Here is a 20,451-nt window from a genome sequence, read left to right on the forward strand (position 1 = left end):
TTTCTCTCCCTAAATTATCCTCCTTATTTGAATTTAGAAAAAGGCTGTTTGCAATTCTCAATAGCTGCTACTTACGGAGTTCGTTTAAATGGTATAATTGCCTTTCTTTCATCATATCGACTAGCTTTTCAGCATATAAAGCATGATATAGAAGGCCTTTGGATCCCATGCCGGTAATTACCCAAACATTTGCTCCTACTTTTTGTAGGATAGGCATGTGACCAGGCGTAGAAGCACGCACCCCTGCCCTGCAGTTTAGCACTGGCGCACCTTCTAATGCAGGCAATAAAGCCAGGGCTTTAGGCATAATTTCTGTTGCAGCCATTTCTAAATTAGCCTGCGCTGATTGAAAGCCACGTTCATAGGTCGCCCCTAATGTGCAGCTATTTTTTTCCTTATTCATAATTAGGTAGGCTTGTGAGCTTAAAGGACAGGGTAAAGGTTCCAAACTGTTAGGCCACACAATATCAATAACCTGGCCTTTAACTTCGGTTACAGGCAGTTTTATTGATGTTAGCAACCTATTAACGAAAGCTCCTGCAGCTAACACGATATGGTCAAAAGCTTTCAATTCATCGAGTGTTTCTACTTCCTCTCTTTCAAGCAGGGCTCCTTCTTCCTTGCAGGCTTTCCATAGTCCCTCCAAATAAAGAGAGCAATCTACTGCCATGCACCTTTTAATGAAGATTGCTGGATGAAAAGACAGTCCTGAAATTTTTTGCTGAACTTCCTTTGCTTCTAGCCATAGCAAGTCATCATACTGAAAAGCTGAACGCTGAAAATCCTTTTTCTGTTGAAGGGAAAGAGCTACCCGCAAAAATCCATTATAGCTTGCCACTGGCCTGCCCATTTTTTCAGAGGCAACTTTTAGCAGCTTCTCTGTGGCCTCAAAACCTTCTAGTCCATAACGATTAAGCTTAGCGGTAGCACCCACATAAGGGTGCAGCAACCCAGCAGCTACTCCGGAGGCCCCTCCTCCCACTCCTAAAGGATCAAAAAAAGTTATATTAAGTCTTGGCTTGCAGGAAAATTTTTTTAGCAAAAACCACCCTGTGGCTAATCCTGATAGACCGGTTCCTATAATAGCTATACGCATAAGCCCAACAGCTTATTTGATTTATAGTTAAATTACAATAAGCCATCTTGCATTATTCCTCATACACTGTATAATAAGAACATTTATGTTTAAAGCTGATTAAATTTTAACCATAATTCTTTCGCCCATAAAGCAAATAACAAAATTTTTAAGCAAATCTGAGCAAGATGGCTACAGACATTTTCGCTTGATTACTATAGATGAATAACCTAACTATGCCAAAGCCTATGCACGCTGTTATTCTTATAAGTTGTAAAATCTTTCCTCAAGCTAACGCAAAATTTTTAGCAAACGATAAAGAGAGTACAGCCTGTATTTATTCAATCATAAGCCCTAACTTTCCCCTAGAGCGTTTTAATAGAGTCAAAACTTATAATTTTTCTATGAGCGTTTTTTCATGAAAATGGCAGGCAAATTTTTATTCTTTGGAACAGGCAGTTCATTGGGAGTACCAGTAATTGGTTGTGAATGTGCAGTTTGCCGTTCAGAATCGCCTTTTAATAAACGCCTACGCTCCTCTGGGCTGATTAAAATCCATGATAAGCAAATTGTCATCGACTGCGGTCCTGATTTTCGCACTCAGATGCTTCACCATCATATTAAACAGATTGATGGCTTAATCTTAACACATGCTCATTATGATCATACAGGAGGATTTGACGAGCTTAGGATCCTTAATGCTCGTTCCAAGCAACCTATCCCCTGCCTACTGGCTGAAGCTACAGCAGAGGAGCTAAAAATGCGTTTTCCCTATGCTTTTGAGCAAACTTCTTCCCCAGAAAAGTTAACGACTCGATCTGTTTTGCATTATCTAAAGTCTGAAAGAGGAAAAGTAAATTTTTTAGGATTACCTATTCATTATGTAACCTACCAGCAAGGTGGCATGTTAGTCAATGGCTTTAAAGTAGGCAATTTTGCCTACATTTCTGACATCCGCCATTATCCTCAAACCATTTTTGAAGACCTGCAAGGCGTGGAAACTTTAGTGGTAAGCTGCCTGCGTCAACAATCCTCTCCTTTACATTTCAATGTTCAAGAAGCTATAGATTTTGCTTACAAAGTGGGTGCTGACCAAGCATGGTTTACTCACATCGCTCATGAGCTGGAGCATGATTTGACTAATTCTAAGCTTCCTCCTAATTATCAATTAGCTTACGATGGCTTAGAGATTGATTTTGAGATCCCCTTAAATTCCTCAATATAAAGAGTAAATGTATGCCCTCTATTAAACCAAAAATCCTACAATCCTCGGAAGACGAATTTCAACAGCCTAAAAAAGCTTTACTTGTTTCTGTTTATAAAGGATCTAACTTTCGTCCAATCTGTGAAGAGCATCTTGATGAGCTAGCTTTACTTGCTGAAACTTATGGCATTCATGTTAATTCTAAGATTCCTTGTATGGTGCGTAAATACGATGCCTCTACTTTTGTCACCGAGGGTAAATTACAAGAGCTTTTGCGGATGGCACAAGAGCAAAAAGTAGATTTAATCATTTTCGATGATGAAATTACACCAGGCCAGCAGCGCAATTTGGAAAATATTTTCAACATGCCTGTGATAGACCGTACGGGAGTTATTTTAGAAGTTTTTGCTCAGCGTGCGCACACTAAAGAAGCGCGCCTACAAATTGAACTAGCTAAAATTAAATACCAAGCGCCGCGTTTAAAACGATTATGGTCTCATCTATCACGCCAAGCGGGTACGGGAGGTAAAAGTGGAGGGGCCTACCTCAAAGGGGAAGGTGAAAAGCAAATTGAGATTGATAAACGCATTTTAAAAAAACAGATGGATAGCCTTCAAAATGAAATTCGTGAAGTGCGTGCTAATCGCCTCACTCAACGCACTCTTCGCACCCGATTAGAAATTCCGGTTTTCGCCATTATAGGCTATACAAATGCGGGTAAATCTACGCTTCTTAATGCTTTAACGGATGCTAAAGTCTTTGTAGAAGACAAACTTTTTGCTACTCTTGATACCACTACACGTAAATATTTATTACCTAATAATCAAGAAATTTTATTGATTGACACGGTGGGTTTCATACGCAAGCTGCCTCACTTGCTTGTGGCAGCTTTTAAAAGCACATTAGAAGAAGCTTTGCAAGCAGATATTCTTATCCATTTAGTCGATATTAGCCATCCTATGGCTGAAGAGCAAGCCGCCACCACTTATGAGGTATTAAAAGAACTGAAGGCTGAAAATAAACCCATCATTACCGTACTTAATAAGATAGATAGATGCACCGATCCCCAGAAAATTACCCGCTTACGCATCCTTTATCCCAAATCTGTTAGTATCTCTGCTCTTAATAAAATCGGTTTTGAAGATTTATTAGAACAGATGATTCAAGAGCTCAATCGAAAACGTACTTCAGTCACCTTAAAAATCCCTCAGCTTGAATACCATAAAGTGAGTGAAGTCATGCGCTTAGGCAATATTATCCATCAAGATTATGAAGATAATGATGTTTTAATTAGGGTGGATTTACCATGTGCATTAGCTGGAAAACTGAAAGATTACATTATTGAAGGTTCGGCATAATATCGCCTCATTAAGGCTCCCAGTGATCTATCTATTTAAATCTTTGTGTCGAGTAGGCTTGAAGAGACTCTTTAACGAATATTCGAGAGCTAAAAGTAGATCTACAAAAGAAGAAGAGGGTACAGATAAAGCTAAAAGAACTTAAGAAAAGATGTACGAGATAAAAAAGACTGGAAAAAAATTACCTAGAAAAATTGAAGCTAACCCTTCAAAAAAGAAAGCGAAGAAAAATTTTTATAAAAAATCTAACAATCAGCTTGAGAAGCTATTCACTTCAGTATTTTTTTAGCTCAATTCTTTGCAGACAAAAAATCGATCAATAGCCGTACGCCAAACCCTGTAGCATACTTGGGATGGTAGCGTTTTTTCTCACTGAAAAATGCGGTGCTTGCAATATCCAAATGAGCCCAAGGAGTTTCCTCTACAAATTCTTGTAAAAACATAGCTGCTGTAATAGAGCTAGCCGAACGGCCGGCACTATTCTTTATATCAGCAATATCTGATTTTAGATAACTATGGTATTCTTCGTACAAGGGCAAACGCCAGACTCTTTCGAACGTTTTTGATCCTGAGTGCATCAAAGCATTGGCAAGATCATCATTATTAGAAAACAATCCGCAAGCTTCGGAGCCAAGAGCCACATCAATCCCTCCCGTCAAGGTAGCCACATCGATAAGACGAGTGGGTTTTAAATATTTAATAGCATAAGTGATCGCATCCGCAAGGACTAAGCGACCTTCAGCATCAGGGTTATTAACTTCAATTGTTAATCCCTTGCAACTCCTGTAGACATCGCCTGGTTTAAAGCTAGTAGAGCTAATACTATTTTCTGTGGCCGGCACTACTACTGTTAGATTAACCTTAAGCTCCAAAGAGGCTGCAGCATAGAGAGTACCTAGTACAGCCGCACCTCCTGCCATATCAGCTTTCATCGTTTCCATTGAAACTACAGGTTTTAAGTTAAGCCCCCCGGTATCATAAGTGATCCCTTTACCAATTAATATTGTATGCTCTTTAGAAAGGGGATCGCCTTGATAGGACAAAATGATCATGGCAGGATCACTAGTTGAGCCCCTATTCACAGCTAAAAGCAATCCTAATTTTTCTTTCTCTATCAGCTTTTTATTAAGGATAGTCGCTTTCACATGAGGAAGCTTACTTTCAAAAGCTTTTGCAAAGCTAGATAAGTATTGAGGGGTAACCTCATCGGCATTTCTATTTACTAAGTCGCGTGCCATGTAAACACCCTCAGCAATTTTACCACAGCGCTGTGCAATCGCCAGCTCTTGCTTAGATAAATTCATAAAGGTCACTTGCTGCAATAACAGAGAAGGATCAGCTTTGGTGGCTTGCTTAAGTTCTTCGAAATTATAATTAGAAAGCAAAATTCCTTCCGATATACCAATAAGGAGGGCATCTTTGGCTAAAGTATCTAACTGAGGGCAAAAGAGACAAATATTTTTGATATTTTTCTGATGACAGAGGCGGGTTAACTTAGCATATATACGACGTAACTTTTCTGTATCAATTTTTTCTTTAGCTCCTAGCCCTATCAAAGCAAGCCTTTTACCCTCCTTGGTGCTGGTATCATAGACAACCAGAATTTGACCTTCTTTTGCCAAAAAATCTTGCCTAATAAGGGGAGCAAAATGAGAAGCATATCTATCGATTTGCGCCGCCTTTTCTGCTTGCTTTTTCCCTTGCCAAAAAGGTAAAACAATCAGCTCAAATTTTTTGCTATCTTCATTAGAGGAGGAAAAAAAGCGCATTTAAACCATCCTTAGTTGGATCAAAAGGGAATATTATCATCATCGGGTACATTAGGAGCCGGCTTATAACTTGATTGATTGCCAGGATAAGATGAATACCCTGTATTCCCTGTCGATTGAGAAGTATAAGAAGGTTCAGAATAAGCACTCGGGCTAGTGTAGGAAGAAGGAGTAGAAGCTTGGCCATAAGGGGCCTGACCAGAAGGCTCTTGACCGGCACGGTCTGCTTTACCAAAGGGGCTAAAGCGAATCATTTCTGCTGTCAAATCAAGAGAGACTTGAGGGCGTCCTTCTTTATCTGTATAGATCTCAGGCTTGCCCATTTCGCCAATCACAATAAGTGCACTACCCTTTTTTATATAAGGCATCATCTTATCAAAACGCTCTCCCCAAATGGTCACACGCCACCAAACTGTTTCATCTTTCCCACTTTTACGCGTATTCGCTGCCAAGCGTAACACAGTAACTTTTTGACCACCTGGTGTAAAGCGAACTTCGGGATCTGTCCCTAAATGGCCTGCGATTTCAATGATAATCATTTTATTAAACCTCGCTAATTTTGTTCATATTGTACCCTTTCAAAGGTACTTTTATTTTAACCAATACAATAGAGCATCAATAGAGCAAAAATCAAGGCAAAAATCAAGGACTACAACAAAGATTTACAATATAAAGCAAAGCATTTTAATGCTCTGAGCTGTTGTAAATCCAAACAGCTTTGCAACTAAATGCCCTCTTAAATATTTTTTTGAAAATCAACAAGAGGCACCTTCTTTTAAGCTGAAAAGAAAATATATTTCTAGTAATTCTAACGAGAAAGATTGCTAATTAAGAAAATAAAGTTAAGAAAGATTTAATACTAAAAGGAATGTTTTTAGATAATAGAGAAAATTAACACAGTTTTATAAAGCACATAAAAACAGGTATACGCAAGACATCTACATGCCTTGCGGTATATCTAGGATCAGATTTTGATAAATCCTGGGGTTTTCCCGCCGGGTCCCATGGAAGGTCCATCAGATAGATCGCCTAACAAAGAAGGGGAATCAGACTGAGGTGCTTCATCGCGTCCGTCGCATACTTCTTGGCATGTCTTACGCCATTTTTCAACTGTTTCGACATATAAAGGGGCAAAAGCGCGCAATCTATTGCCTTCAGCATGCTCCATTTCGATGGTGCAGTGAATCAAAATGAGTTCTTCTTTAACAGCTACTCCAACCCCGCCTCCAGCCATTTGGCCACCAAGCATCGAGCCCTCAAGCAAACGCTCATAAAGACGTAGCTTGGTTTTATTATCTTTTGGAAGGCCATCAAGTAGAGGTGAGTACAAATATAGCCTTTTTGAATTGGGCTCATAGGTAAGATGCAATGAAAATTCGTCATCTATCCCTAATATACACGTATTGTTTTCATCGAATTCAAGCCCTTCAAGGCCTAATTCTTTACCAAATTCTTTGAGATTTTCCTTCGCATTTTCAAAAGACATGTTAAAACCTCCTCAGGACATTTCTGCGAATTTTTTATTTATCCTATCATTAAACCAAGGTGGCATCACTTATTAAGCAAAGACCTTTTGAGAGATTACTACTCTCCTGATCTAATTTTAAGCTTCATTAACTCAATTATATTCTTGTTTAGCAATAAGAATCAATTAATTTTAACAAGCAGAAAAAACCCTTAAAGTTATAGAACATCTAAGGAGCATAGAGAATTGTTTAAGATCCTTAAAATCAATAAGTTGATAAGGAAATTGGTTATCTGCACCCCTCTATATCCCTAAGGCAGTTTACCATTTACCATTCCTCTTATTATTTTTATAAAGTCAACCCATAAAGCCTAGAAAAAATTTTAAGTTTCTACCTTTTTAAGCTCCAGCTCCCTATCCTCTCTATAAAACTTTGTTCCCTTTGAACCTGCAGGCCAGGTTTCCTTTACTCTTAAACGTCTGAATTTTAAAAAAATGATTTTATAAAATTATCCTTACGTTTATAAAATGCAGGAATGAATACTTTCAATTATAAAGTTAGAGCTGGGAGCCCTTTTCCCTTGGGAGTGACTTGGCAACAAGATGGGATTAACTTTTCTTTAGTTTCCTCCCAAGCTTCATCGGTCATTTTAGCTTTATTCGATTCCCCCACTCACCAGCCCTTTGTAGAAATCCCTTTGGATCCTCATCTAAATAAAACGGGCGATATCTGGCACCTTTTTCTGGCGACTACTCTTAGCAAGCCGCTAGGTTATGCTTATAAGCTAGGAGGTCCCAGTAAGTATTTTGATGCCTTCAGCTATCTATTAGATCCCTATGCTAAAGCTGTTATTTCTCCTAAGATTTGGGGAGCCAGGCGCCTGGTGCCTAGTAAAGCTCATCCTCTTTTTCTAGGGCTGCTTTATCCTGAAGAAAAATTTGACTGGGAAGATGATAAAAAACCCCAAATTTCGCACAAAAGCTTGATTATTTATGAAATGCATGTGAGAGGATTTACTCAACACCCCTCCAGCCAAGTAAAGGCACCCGGAACATATTTAGGAATGATAGAAAAAATTCCTTATTTACAACAGCTAGGCATTAATGCTGTTGAATTACTTCCCATCCAAGAATTCAATGAATGTGAGTATCCCTTTCCTCATCTTTCTCTTCAAAAAAATTTATTTCAATATTGGGGCTACTCCTCTATCAATTTTTTTGCTCCTATGAATCGTTATGCATTCAGTCCTGCTCCAGGAGCAGCTTTACAGGAGTTTAAAAAAATGGTAAAAGCTTTTCACAAAGCAGGTATAGCAGTGATCCTTGATATTGTTCTTAATCACACGAATGAAGGTAGTGAAGATGGCCCCCTTACCTCTTTTAAAGGTATTGATTGTAATACCTATTATTTAAAAGATAAAGAAGACCGATTCATGAATTTTACAGGGTGCGGGAATACTTTCAACACTAATCATCCTATTCTTCAGCATTTTATTCTGGATGTTTTACGGTACTGGGTCGTAGAAATGCGGGTAGATGGCTTTCGTTTTGATCTGGCTTCCATATTTAACCGTGGTATGCAAGGGGAAGTTCTTGAAGCAGCGCCTATTGTCGAAGCAATTTCCTATGATCCTGTCCTTTCGCAAACAATTTTAATTGCCGAGCCTTGGGATGCTGCTGGCCTCTATCAAGTAGGGAAATTTTCTCTTAAAAAAAATCGATGGAGTGAGTGGAATGCTCTTTATCGAGATACTGTCCGCCGCTTTATCAAAGGAACGCCTTACACAAAAGATCTGTTCGCCTCTCGCCTAGCAGGCTCTCAAGATATTTATGGCTTTCATTCACCTTTAAGCAGCATTAATTTTATAACAGCTCATGATGGATTTACTCTCTATGATTTAATCGCCTACAATCATAAGCATAACCTAGAAAATGGAGAGAACAACCAGGATGGCACCAACCAGAATGAAAGCTGGAACTGTGGTTTAGAAGGGCCCACGGATGATTTGCATATTAACGATCTAAGGGAGCGGCAGTTGCGTAATTTTCATTTAGCCTTAATGATGTCGCAAGGAATTCCCATGTTACAAATGGGAGATGAATATGCTCATACAAAAAGGGGTAACAATAATACATGGTGTCAAGATAATGAACTTAATTGGTTTTTGTGGGATAAACTCCAAGAAAATTCAGCCTTTTATCGTTTTTATCGCTTAATGATTAAATTCAGAAAGCAAACCCCAGCTCTACAGCAAGGAAGATTTTTAAACGAACAGGATATTTTCTGGAGAGGAACTAACGGAGAAAAAATAAACTGGGATAAAGAAACCCAATTTTTAGCTTTTACTTTACTTGCGAGAGAAGAAAACGCCATTCTTTATTGTGCTTTTAATGCACAAAATATTCCTCAAACAATTGTCATTCCTAGGCTTGAAAAAGATCAATGCTGGCAATTAATCATCAACACGGCTAATCCCTCTCCCTATGATTTTTATGAGGAGGGGCAAGAGCCGTGGATTGAACAGCCGTTATTACAGATGCCAGCTTTTTCAGCTCTTCTACTCAAAAAAAAGCTTAATTAACTCATTAAAAGCTAAAAATTTGCTTTTTCTTCAAAAACCTTTATGGGGGCCAATTTTCTATCTTTATTATCCTAGTAAAATTTTTTTCTTGTGTAGTAACAATTTTCTCTAGCTGCATTTTGTTGGTCTTTTACTCTCCAGCTTTTCTAAAGCACAAGCATACTTTTACCCGCCTTACTTTTCCTAGAAGGAAGGTCATACCTTTTAAAGAAACTATGTCTATGTAAAAAAAATAAACTTTTCTCCAAGCCAACTCTTCTTGTAAAGCAAACTTTTTATTAAATATAGGATGACATAAAGAGCCGTTCGAAAACCGCCTCACTCTTTAACTTTTAAAAGTTAAAGGGGAAGGAAATCTTGGTCTAAAAAGCTATATTTTTTCATTAATAAACTTATCCCACCAAATTAAAAATCCTTTTGGCAAGGTTTAATTTATACGCTGGGGAGTCAATCCTTATACAATTATACACTTAGCAAACTTATAATCTTAAGTAGAAAAGCAAGTTATAAAAGTTATATGCCCATCATTCTTGGTTTAAAGCAATCAAATGATCATCTCATGGCAACTAGCTAGCTTTTTAGCTAGTGCTCTCCTTGCGGGAAGAATTGATCTTCTTTATTTTTTAATATCCTAAAGCTTTTAAAGTTCCTGATATTTTATCTCCCCATAATGAGAAAAACCAACCTGCAAACCTTACATTTATAGTTATTTTATCTCTTAAGTTCACTTAATTATGCTCTTTTAGCTTGTAAAGCACATAAGGCTGTATGCTTTAGGTAGCTAAATAAATTTATTCCATTAAAGGGTTTTTTATGTATATTTAATTTACTTTTTAAAAATCGCCTGCTATACTAATTGTAACCCTAGCAGTGGTATGCCTTATGACGAACAAAGATTTTTTTTCCCTTCCTCCGGTGGCTCCGCCTCTTCTTGTAAACCCTATTTCTAACGCAGAAGAGAGGAAGGTGCCGAATCAACGAGCTCAGAGAGTAGATCAAATTGCTTTAAAAAAAATAAAGGAAACTACTCTATGGGACAAGCTTTGCCACAAACTAAATGCAATAGTTACCTGGCTGAAATCTATACCCAGCAAAATTTTTAATCTTTTTAGGTGCTGCCTTAAAGATACTCATGAAGATTTTGATGAATTCGTGGAAGATGATGAGGAAGAGTATATTGGAAGACGCGTAAGCCAAGAAATGCAAATCTTTCCTCATCCTACAAATTCTACCTCAATAGATAAGAAAGCCCCACCTATAATAGAAAATCCTCTTATCCAAAAAGCTTTTCTAGATGAGCTTGAGGCAAATGTTTTACAACTGAAGTTAAAGGTCGAGCTGCTAGAGATTGAACCTGAGGTAAATAATGAAGCTTTAAAAAAAGCAAAATCTAAGATTAATAACTTCTTAGACAAGATCTCTAATCTACCCCCCTCCTTAAAAAAAGGCGAAACTGGCAAAAAAATAAATGCCTGGAAAGAAACTTTAAAAACTACGCAGGCAAAGTTAGAACTTTTAAGCTCTGCTCAGCAGAGGGGCTCCCCATTAAAAATAGAAAGCGGATTTGCTGACCTCCTACAAAGGGTAAAAAACAACTTAGAAGTAGCTAAGGGACATGAAGTTAAAAAACTGTTGAGCATACCTCCAGCTTTTAAAAATAAAAAAAACAATTGCTGGTTTCACGCTTCTATCCAATTGTTATGGGCGATGGGCGATTCATTTCATCAATTGGTAGCAGAAAAATACCAAGAACGTTCTATATTAGCTGACACTTACCATAAGGAAATGGATGAATATAAAGAAAGCTTGTTAAGTTACCAGACTAAATGTGAGCAGCACAAACAATCGCTGCTTGACCAACTTAAAGCTTTAAAAAATTTTAGAAAAGAGCTTAAAGCCTATTCATTAGCTCAAAAAAAAGCTGAGGCTGAATATCAAAAAGCTTTTCAACGCTATGAAGTAGAAAAACAAGCGTGGGATGTTTATTTAGAAGAAAAAATGAGATGGAAGGCTTCAGACCATGCCACTGCACCCCCTGCAACACCTCAAGAAAACGAGCCTGTGCTACCTGTTATGGAAAACTTTGTTTTTCCTACCGCTCCCGACGTTGAAATAGGCGCGATCACTCAAAAGCCTACTCTACCCTCAGAGCCTATCGATCCAACGTTTTTACTTGATTCCATTCATTTGCTAAGTGAAGCATTGCAATTGGGCAATCAAGACGCCATTACTTTAGCAGCTGAATGCCTAGAAACAGCTACTCCTCTAATGAATGCTGAATTCGCAGAAGGAGGCCTACAACAAGATGCCGATGCTTTTATGACAGCACTCTTTTCTTATCTTTCCCCTCCTTTTTTTAAAGTTGAAAAAGAAATCAAAGGTTTACCCGGGACCATTTTTAAGGATGTTCATCATTTCCGTGAAGATAGTGCATCGACTTTAAGGCTCCCCCTTCTTTCAGACCAAACGAATTTCCAAGAAATTTTAAATAGAGCCTATAGTCTACAAGAATCTGATGATGAGCCTGGATGCTTTTTTGATCGAGAAGAAAACGGAAAGGTAACAAGAGTAACCCAATATAGTGAACAAGAGAGATTAGTAGAAATCAAAGAATGTGGATTTATTCTTGTGAACGTAAAACGTTATAAATATTCTCTGTTTACCCAGAGAGAAGATAAATATGAGCGGCTTATTGCCAGTAGGGCCAAACAATTAATTAAAAATGATCGAGTAAGTTCTACCAGCGAAGAAGAGGCAAAGAAAACAGCGCTGGAAATGCTTAAAGAGGAAAAACGCATCCCTCATTCCTATCCCGCAACGCGGTACGAATCTAAGAAAATTTCGACCCCTCTAAGTTTCCCCGATAATCAGCGTATCAACTTCTCCCAAGCTTTTAAAGATCAAATGGATAAAGATTACGAGTATGAATTAGTAGGAGCTGTCTTACAAGAAGGAACTTTATATGGTGGTCATTACAAGGCCAATGTTATAGGTGTCAATCCACATAATGGGCAATCTCAATGGTATCATGCCGATGATTTAAAAGACCGTATAACTACCCTTAGCTTGGCTGAAGCGCGGACATCGAATGCGAATGGCTACATCTACTTGTTTAAGAAAGTAGCTAAGGTGGCGGACCCTTCCCCACAAGCACCGGGATAAAAAACTTATCTTGCGATAAAGAACCTGTTTTTAAAGAAAAAGTCAGTTTTCGAAAGATAATGCTTTTTACCATAAATATAATTTCTTAACTCTAAAGTACTATTCAAGACCTCTCGTTTGCTTAGAAAATTTTTAAGCTTGAAAACATCGTTTTAACCTACGGAATGTGGGATATAAACTTAAAAATATAAAATAGGATTAAACAAATAATTTTTTACCAAAAGTCTATACGAATCCATCTATATATACTTGCCAATGAATTTCAGAAGGATTACACAATTTAACCCACATTCTTTCATTAGCATCGGCATTATTACTATAAAACTCTCCTGTGGGCATTCGAATATCTAATCGAATTTTCCATTTATTAGCCAAGCATCCTAATTCATCAGCGGATAGCATAGGTGCCTTTTCGCGGACATATTGACAATAATTTTCGAAAATATTTTCCCAATGTCCTTGTATCTGACTAAGCACAAAAAAGTAGGTAATATTTTTATTTATGATATCTATGGCAGCGTTTACAACTTTATCACCTTGGCTGTTAAACTGTGTGGACATTAATATACCAAATAATTTTAAAGTTGATATAAATTTTTCTGTATAAGCATTTTGCTTACTTGAAAATCTTGTCAGTAATGTTTCTAAGTATTTAGCACCTTTGTGACCCAGCAGTTGAAGAAAATCAGCATTTTTGTGTCTTACTTCCACCCAGGCTGCGGCATATAACTTATAAATTATAATGTAAGATTTTACTTGGTCCGGTTCATTTTTACAATACTGAGAAAATAGCTCTGAAAAGAAGTTTTCGGTGATTTCCCCCACACCCTCCTCTAACTTTTTATGGATTTTTGCACGCAGCACGCTAATATCATCAATTTCTATTTCAATTTCCTCAATTTCTTTTAATTTTTCATTCAATTCTTCCTGTTCAACAACTAAGCGATATTGAAGATATTCAATTTTTAATTTAGCTAAAAATGGCTCGTTACTTATAGTAAAAGCTTCCATATCTATTGGAAGGCGATATCCTTGGATGTAGTCTAAGCAACAAGAAATGAAGTTTTCTTGCCGAAGGCTTTTATATTCACTGCTCACCTTAAAAGCTTTAATTAATTCCTCTCTTAATTGGGTATCTATGCTTTTAATTTTTTCGGTTGCATGGTAATCTGTATTTTTTAGCAACTTACCATCTAGGTCAAATATGAAGGGGGGAATTTCTTCTGTAAATTTTTTACTGTTGCCTACCGCATCAGCTAATTTTACTCCTCGAGCCAATGCAAACAATCCACAACTATTTCCGAAACCAGATACATCAATAATTTGCCCTTCCATCCCATCTGACCAACCTACGCTTTGTGTTAAGTTTACAGGATTAAATAGCTTTTTCTTTGCTAAACGCGTCCTTGGGAATGTTGAAGATGGTTTTACTAATAGTGCTTTTTGCATCTCTTTCTTATGCTCAATAAGCCAGTTTTTAGATTTCTTTGAGGCGATTGAATATTCAAGCCCTCTTTGTGCTTGGCTACCTAAATTTATAAGATGAGTTAAAAGAGATGGACCAAAAGGAAGCTTTAGAGGTAAGTAAAACGATAAGGGAGAATTAACTGATAAATCTTCTTTTAAAGGATGTCTTTTTACTTTATCGCTTGCAAATGCTAATCGGAGCATTTCTTGTATTTCTAGATTTATAGCATATTCAGATTCTGGCTTATCGGTAAAAACAACCGAAACTGCCTTTTCTGCGTTTTGAAGCATTAGCCTAGTTTCCTCGCCTACTTTACTACCATTTATCTGAATTTCTATTATATTTGGATGATTTTTAATTATTTTTAAAAGCTCCGCAAGCTCCGAGTTCGGTTGTATCGCCCCTGTTTGAACTTGATTTTTTTTCTCCCTGCAAATTTCATCCTCAAATTGAAGATGGCAAAATTTTAATTTAGCCAGTTGAGGATGTATAGAAAGAAAGTCGGCAATCAGATCTAGCTTTTCAGGAGTTAAGACTTTACCCCATAATTTAGAAAAAATTTCTAACTCTGAACAAGGCAGATCCCTGCGATTAAAATTACTTTCCAGATAGTACCATATACTTAACAGCTCCTTTCCGTAGGCAAGTCGTACATTAACTCGTTCTTTGGCTTTTTGCACATAATTTTGATACTCTTTCAATAAATGAAGAATAGGTAAACGGTTTTCAAGGGCTTTATTCTTCTGCGCTAAGTAGGTATACATGCCCTCTTTGTCCTTAAATCGAAGTTTAAACTTAAGATTTTCATCATCTTGTAAGTCAGAAGCAAAAACCAGCTCGAGAAAAGTTTGTAAAATTAAAGCACTAGCATTTAGCTTCTCTAAAGTAAATCCTCCTTTTAAAGCTAATAAGATGGCTGGATCGTGTTGTTGATATTTGCTTGGAAAAGTATCGTTTATTTTTTTAGTCGTCATTTTTCTTTCTATTACTTGATAATTCCCCTTAGTCGTTACCTCAGTAATAAGCTTGCCGAGAATACTTAAATAATGGTCAAAAAGTCCCTCGAATAACCTATTTGAAAGACAGACTGTATAGATAATTGCCTGCAAGTCCTGGCCTACTTTTAAGATATCCTTAAGAGTTTTTAAGCGATGCTTTTTAGAGTTTTGAGCTTTCCTAGCTACTTCCTTCAATTTATCATTATAAATTAAGCGCATGAAGTTCTGAAAGCCATCTGCCCACATAGTAAAATTGGTAGGCTGCCAATTTTTTATAGGACAGCGCCCGATGCTGATAGCGTATTGATAGAGATAACCGATATTACAATCCCAACCTCTAGGTAAGGCAAAGAGAATCTTTTGCTGATTTTTTATATCATCGATGCTTTTTACCTCACTAAAGTCATCAGCATAATGACCTATTGCAATTTTACTAGTAGATTTTTGAATAGCCCATCGTGCTGTATCTAAGTAAATTTGTTTATATTCTTTAGCGGTAAGGGCTCCAAAATAGCGTAGGTATTTTTCTATTTTAAATTTGGCATCATTGAAACGTTCTGCGTTAAGCTCCTTAAACATTTCATAACTTTCCTTAGCAAAAAGTTGCTTTTGTAAGACCGTACATTTTACTTGGTATTCTTCAAGCGAGTTGAATCGCTTATATTCCGGAAATTCCTGCAAATAAAGCGTTTGCCAAACTTTATATATTTGCAAATCATTAATACCTACTTCAAATAAGCGCAGAGGGTGTAAAGGGGCAAGAACAAGAGGACTTAATTTGCTTACTTGCAAGAAATCAAGTATACGAGGAGACTCATTTAAACTACCCCACACGCAAGGTAGGAGAGAAGAATCTAGGTGATTGGCATAAGAGGTAGGGTCCAAAGTAGAGTAAGTCTTAAGTTGTTCTTTAATTGCCTTTTGATTAATTAGTGTCTCGAAAGGACTCCCTTTAACGCTTTTTCCTGTTAGCAGTAAAAAAGCTCTAAGAAGTTTTACATGCATATCCAACCGCTGCAAAGATTTTTCAAAATTTTGCTGATCAACAGAGCCGGTATTTTCTAATAATCCAGTAGCTATCCTTTGTCTGTGTAAAAAGAAAAATTTTTTAATATTGTCTTTCAGTTCACTTTCTTTTTCTGGGGTGTAAAATTTTTTTTCTTCCTTCAGAGTAATTGTTCGGCTATCAGAATTTTCCCAATAATTTTCGATAAAGTCTAATAAATGGTTGCCATATTTTTCTTTTTGTCCGTGATCTTTGAATTTATGCATGCAAGGTTTGCGTCCATCTAATTCCATCTCCCCAAAATGTTTTGCTTCTACATTGATACCTTCCAATCCATTCCAATCTCCTTTAAAAGTTACTGTCTGCAATAATTCTTGTTCACCAGCTTGATTCACCTGATGAATGGCAATAGCCATTTGCCAATCTGAATTTGGGTTCATATGGTGAGCGGATATAGGAGGATCTAGGACTAAAATAGAACCCTTCTTATTTTTACATTCATTGTTACCTCTCAACCATCCTTTCCCACCTTGCTTAGGTACAAGAATTATATTAGAGACTTTTACACCTTTAATGGATTTAGCTTGGCAAGCTCTAAAAGATATAATTCTTAGAAATTCTGCACAAATATATGGAGAAGAAAGTTTGACACATTTATAAATGTTTTTCTTATCTTTTAAATCAATCCTTTTTAAAGATAAAGTTTTTTTTTCAAAGTATACTTTATGCATCTTTGCTATTATCTTCTCATCACGTCCCTTTTTAAGAAGCTCTTCATGCTCAGCATTAATTCCATATGGAGGACACGTTTCCCCAGAGTTGTCGCATGGTTCAATACTTCCTTCTACATGATTGATGTTCCCTGTAAATTGATTAATAAATTCTTCGATTTGCGCAGAAGTATATAAAAAATCAATTATTGAAATCGTAAGGTTAGGGTTTTCTCTCTTTTTATGCTCATCCGTGCATTCTTTTAAGAATTTTTGATTATATGATTGAGAGTAAGCTAGGACAGATTTTTTTACAGCTTCTAAGCTATCATAATAATCTTTAATTAAAATTTCCCAAAAAACAGAATTATCTTGAATTTCTAGGATCATTTTTTTGCCATTCTGGCCGATGTTTAGAACAGATTCTAATAATCTATTGTCTAAATCGGGATCAAAGTTGATAAACATTTTTTTCAATGCTAAATATTTATCTATTGCTCGATACCATATCCACGGATTCACAATCTTATTAAATGAAGCCGTTGATTCTGCTGCTTGGTTTCTTTTTTCAACAGCATAATAAGCTAAAAATCCTATCAATGAATTTAATTTATGAGGAGCGCTTTCAAAATCTAAATATTCGTTGATATGATTAGGTAAACGCTGATCTGCTTCAAGACTTCCATCGTTACTCCAGATATTCCAAAAACCTTCTCCAGTAAGAATGGGGTTTGCAGCATGAGCTTTAGCCCAATTTACAAGAGACTCCATTAAAACGGGAATACGCTTCCCGGCTTTAATGCTTACCACCCCTTGAAGAGCATTATCTGCCGAACTGCACAAATCGGTGAATCCAAACAACAATTGATCTTGCACATTTTGAGAAGTTTGTTTGAATAGCAAATTAATGCTAGATTGCAAAGCTTGGATTGAGCTTCCAAGCTCCACACGCACCTCGCTATTTAATAGTAGTTGTTGTTGCTTTAGCTGTTGGAATCCTTCTTTAATGGCATCCAAAATAACTTTTTGTCCCTCAAAAACATGTCTAAATTGCTTATTCATGGACTTATGTAAATCCCCTAGCTGCTCAGATAAAGATCCTAATTTTTCCAGGACAAGCTGCGTGGGGTCGGGCCCTCCACTCATAAACAAGCTAATAAAAGCTAGGGCGGCACCTCCAATCATTCCTACCGGGCCTAAGACGGCGCTAGGTCCTAACACGCTCAGCGCTGCGCTACTCAAATTGCTTAGTTGGTCTACAGCGGTAAAAATAGAAAAAACTGTTTTAGCTCCCTGGGCTGCTGTTTGTAATTCCTTACACCCTGTCATTCCACCTAATTGGTCTAAAAAATCGATAGCTTGATTATAATTTTGTAACTGCTGTTTCTGAACAGCTTGCTGCTTTTCAGCTTTCATCCAACTATGTACTTCTTCAAGACTACTGTGCAACTGTTGCATAACTTGATTACTTTGTATTAAGCTACTATCAAGTAGTAGCTGTACTTCCTCTTTAGAAATTCCTAATTCCTGACAAGTAATGTTTATTTGTAAATGTAATTCTTCGGATGTTATGGTAGCTTCAGAAGATGGGGAGCATGGAGAACAAGGAGATGCACTGTCTTCAGGATAGTCAATAGTTTTTTTTGGATCAGGGAATGTCTGAAACTTAGTAGCACTTTTTGCTGCTTCTATGATTTTTTTACTCCCTGTTTTGAAAGCATCTTTTACTAAAGGAGAGGTGCCGGGCATTACTTTATCAGCTAATTTAGCAATAGGTTGAGATAATGTATCAACCACACCACTTATTTGCTTTTCAAGAACAGCATTTTTTGCCTCTTCTGCTCCTTCCATAGGCTTCATACTGTTTTTAAATGCTTCGTGTATTTTAGCTCGACTTTCTTGCTGTTTTTTTTGATAATCCTCTAAGCTCTTGGTTATCTGGTTGGAATCGCCAGAGACTTTAATAGTCTCTGAGCTTGCAGAAGAAGGATGGTCTGTTTTAGACGACGAAGGTGCATTTACACTATTCATAGTAAATATCCTCTTAAATAAGTTTAAACAAAGATATCTTCCATTTGCTTGCTTGTTTAGTAAATTGTATGCTTTTTTGGTAAGTTAGATGTGAATTTTCTTGCAGTTGTAGTTGATTATTCTCTATCCATATGCCAACTTGGCAAAATTTGAAAACTATTACAATAGAAGAAGGTAAAAAGCTGAAGGAAAAGCTTTGAGTACCGACTAATAAAAATAAGCTTGTTTTATACATAAAAAACCGTGCCAACTTATCTCAATAACAACTTATCCACCACGAAAGCATTTATTTACAACAGAAACTTCCGAAATTACTTTTATCAATACTATTATCAAGCACTTAGGTCTAAATCGTGAGCAAACAAGATTGGAATCGGCGCAAGTAGGCATTGGGGAAGTATCAATTAATTTCCTAACAAGTAAAATAATTTGTAAACTTTATATTTGCTTAATCATCTATTAAATAGTTCAACCTGATTTACCCTAAAAAGCTTCATCATTGCATCAATTTTAAAAAGAAAAAATGTAAATTTCCTTTTTATTGGTAAGCTAAAAAAGTAGAAATCCAAGAATTTTTGTTAGTGAGAATAAAAATTGGCTAAAAATTAAGAGTTTTAGCATAGGAGGTAACCTTCAAGATAGGATTATAAAGCAATTTAAAGAAGAAATTAAACTTTTTTAGCCTGAATAAAGACGTTTGGGAAAACTTTGAGCGACTAGCCAGTTGTAAATTAAACGCATGTTATAGCCAATCCTACATAAAATAGCATTATAACGATCTCACCATATGCCTTTAGAATAGTTGCGACCCAGTTTACCATCATTCTTCATATGGCCGATATGAGGTTCTATAGCTTGGCGCCTTTTGATGTGGGTTTTAATCCAATAAATTAGGCCTTTTGTTTGCCCAAAGATAAATATGGTTTTACCCTCTACTGTATGGTTTCAATAGCTTTTATCTACAAATGCTACTTCAATATTCTTGCTGCTGTTGTTTTGAGCATTTTTAATAGCTTCTTCAAGGGTGTGCCCATCTTAGGGGTTGCCATGAATGGCTCTAAGATCTAATGCTAATCCCTCTTGATGAGTGATGACTAGCGAAGCTTTGCAGCCAAATTCATATTATTTTTTCTATTTTACCTTTAACAATACATTCTACATGGGGTCCATGCAGGCTATAAACTTTGCGAGAATCATTTCTTTGTTGAGCATAAATACGCTTGGTAGTCTCTAAAAGATAAGAGCTTTCTGGTTTAAGGGATTGTCTTTCTGTCTTTCTTTCAAAATCACGTATTAATCTTCCTAACTCACCTTACGCACAGATGAGTTGAAAAAATTATTCTAAAGGCATATTTTTTTCTTTGAAAAGAGGAGAAAAAAATGAAACTCGATCTTCTTGATATTTATACAGATTATCTTATCAGCCAAAACCAACAAGCCACAGCCACAGGGCTATCCAATCTTTTAGATGGGCAGATTAGCCATGATAAAATCACACGTTTTCTTAACAGCAATCCAGGAGGCTCGAAAGAACTATGGCAGTATGTTAAAAAGCAAGTGCGCCATTTAGAACAAGATAAAGGAGGTGTATTGATTATTGACGATACGATAGAGGAAAAGCAC

General features: G+C 36.8%; 9 protein-coding genes and 1 pseudogene. 5 read left to right on the forward strand and 5 right to left on the reverse strand.

Going from position 1 to position 20,451, the window contains the following annotated elements; translation table 11 throughout:
* Positions 1–67 precede the first annotated feature (67 nt).
* Positions 68–1,096: an FAD-dependent oxidoreductase gene (locus NEOC84_RS07480; RefSeq protein ID WP_166157498.1), complete on the reverse strand. Its 1,029-nt coding sequence runs from the start codon at positions 1,094–1,096 to the stop codon at positions 68–70.
* A 442-nt stretch (positions 1,097–1,538) separates the two neighbouring features.
* On the opposite strand from NEOC84_RS07480, the gene NEOC84_RS07485 reads away from it, so the two are divergent.
* Both NEOC84_RS07485 and hflX read left to right on the forward strand, forming a co-directional pair.
* Complete coding sequence (locus NEOC84_RS07485) at positions 1,539–2,300, forward strand: MBL fold metallo-hydrolase (protein WP_242678230.1); 762 nt, start codon at positions 1,539–1,541, stop codon at positions 2,298–2,300.
* 11 nt (positions 2,301–2,311) lie between these two features.
* Positions 2,312–3,637, forward strand: coding sequence for a GTPase HflX (gene hflX, locus NEOC84_RS07490; protein ID WP_166157504.1), 1,326 nt, complete (start codon positions 2,312–2,314; stop codon positions 3,635–3,637).
* Between the two features lie 290 nt (positions 3,638–3,927).
* On the opposite strand, the gene NEOC84_RS07495 is transcribed toward hflX, so the two are convergent.
* The 3 genes from NEOC84_RS07495 to NEOC84_RS07505 form a co-directional block, all read right to left on the reverse strand.
* Complete coding sequence (locus tag NEOC84_RS07495) at positions 3,928–5,406, reverse strand: leucyl aminopeptidase (RefSeq protein WP_166157507.1); 1,479 nt, start codon at positions 5,404–5,406, stop codon at positions 3,928–3,930.
* Between the two features lie 20 nt (positions 5,407–5,426).
* Positions 5,427–5,945: a single-stranded DNA-binding protein gene (ssb, locus tag NEOC84_RS07500; RefSeq protein WP_166157510.1), complete on the reverse strand. Its 519-nt coding sequence runs from the start codon at positions 5,943–5,945 to the stop codon at positions 5,427–5,429.
* A gap of 425 nt (positions 5,946–6,370) precedes the next feature.
* Entirely contained in the window at positions 6,371–6,892 is a 522-nt protein-coding gene (locus NEOC84_RS07505; protein WP_166157513.1) for a CesT family type III secretion system chaperone, read from the reverse strand.
* 515 nt (positions 6,893–7,407) lie between these two features.
* On the opposite strand from NEOC84_RS07505, the gene NEOC84_RS07510 reads away from it, so the two are divergent.
* Positions 7,408–9,453: an isoamylase gene (locus NEOC84_RS07510; protein ID WP_166157516.1), complete on the forward strand. Its 2,046-nt coding sequence runs from the start codon at positions 7,408–7,410 to the stop codon at positions 9,451–9,453.
* A gap of 882 nt (positions 9,454–10,335) precedes the next feature.
* Positions 10,336–12,615: a hypothetical protein gene (locus NEOC84_RS07515; RefSeq protein WP_166157519.1), complete on the forward strand. Its 2,280-nt coding sequence runs from the start codon at positions 10,336–10,338 to the stop codon at positions 12,613–12,615.
* Positions 12,616–12,840: 225 nt separating this feature from the next.
* Here the strand turns inward: NEOC84_RS07515 and NEOC84_RS07520 are convergent, their stop codons facing one another.
* Entirely contained in the window at positions 12,841–18,828 is a 5,988-nt protein-coding gene (locus NEOC84_RS07520; RefSeq protein ID WP_166157522.1) for a hypothetical protein, read from the reverse strand.
* 1,380 nt (positions 18,829–20,208) lie between these two features.
* On the opposite strand from NEOC84_RS07520, the pseudogene NEOC84_RS07525 reads away from it, so the two are divergent.
* Positions 20,209–20,451: pseudogene (locus NEOC84_RS07525) on the forward strand (transposase); the annotation flags it as partial.

Source organism: Neochlamydia sp. AcF84 (genome assembly GCF_011087585.1).
Classification (GTDB): Bacteria; Chlamydiota; Chlamydiia; order Chlamydiales; family Parachlamydiaceae; genus Neochlamydia.

What these genes read in the sequence shown, in the direction of transcription:
- NEOC84_RS07515 (WP_166157519.1), top strand. Translation starts at nt 10,336, where the DNA reads ATGACGAACAAAGATTTTTTTTCCCTTCCTCCGGTGGCTCCGCCTCTT.
- NEOC84_RS07505 (WP_166157513.1), bottom strand. Translation starts at nt 6,892, where the DNA reads ATGTCTTTTGAAAATGCGAAGGAAAATCTCAAAGAATTTGGTAAAGAA.
- NEOC84_RS07520 (WP_166157522.1), bottom strand. Translation starts at nt 18,828, where the DNA reads ATGAATAGTGTAAATGCACCTTCGTCGTCTAAAACAGACCATCCTTCT.
- NEOC84_RS07480 (WP_166157498.1), bottom strand. Translation starts at nt 1,096, where the DNA reads ATGCGTATAGCTATTATAGGAACCGGTCTATCAGGATTAGCCACAGGG.
- ssb (WP_166157510.1), bottom strand. Translation starts at nt 5,945, where the DNA reads ATGATTATCATTGAAATCGCAGGCCATTTAGGGACAGATCCCGAAGTT.
- NEOC84_RS07495 (WP_166157507.1), bottom strand. Translation starts at nt 5,406, where the DNA reads ATGCGCTTTTTTTCCTCCTCTAATGAAGATAGCAAAAAATTTGAGCTG.
- NEOC84_RS07510 (WP_166157516.1), top strand. Translation starts at nt 7,408, where the DNA reads ATGAATACTTTCAATTATAAAGTTAGAGCTGGGAGCCCTTTTCCCTTG.
- hflX (WP_166157504.1), top strand. Translation starts at nt 2,312, where the DNA reads ATGCCCTCTATTAAACCAAAAATCCTACAATCCTCGGAAGACGAATTT.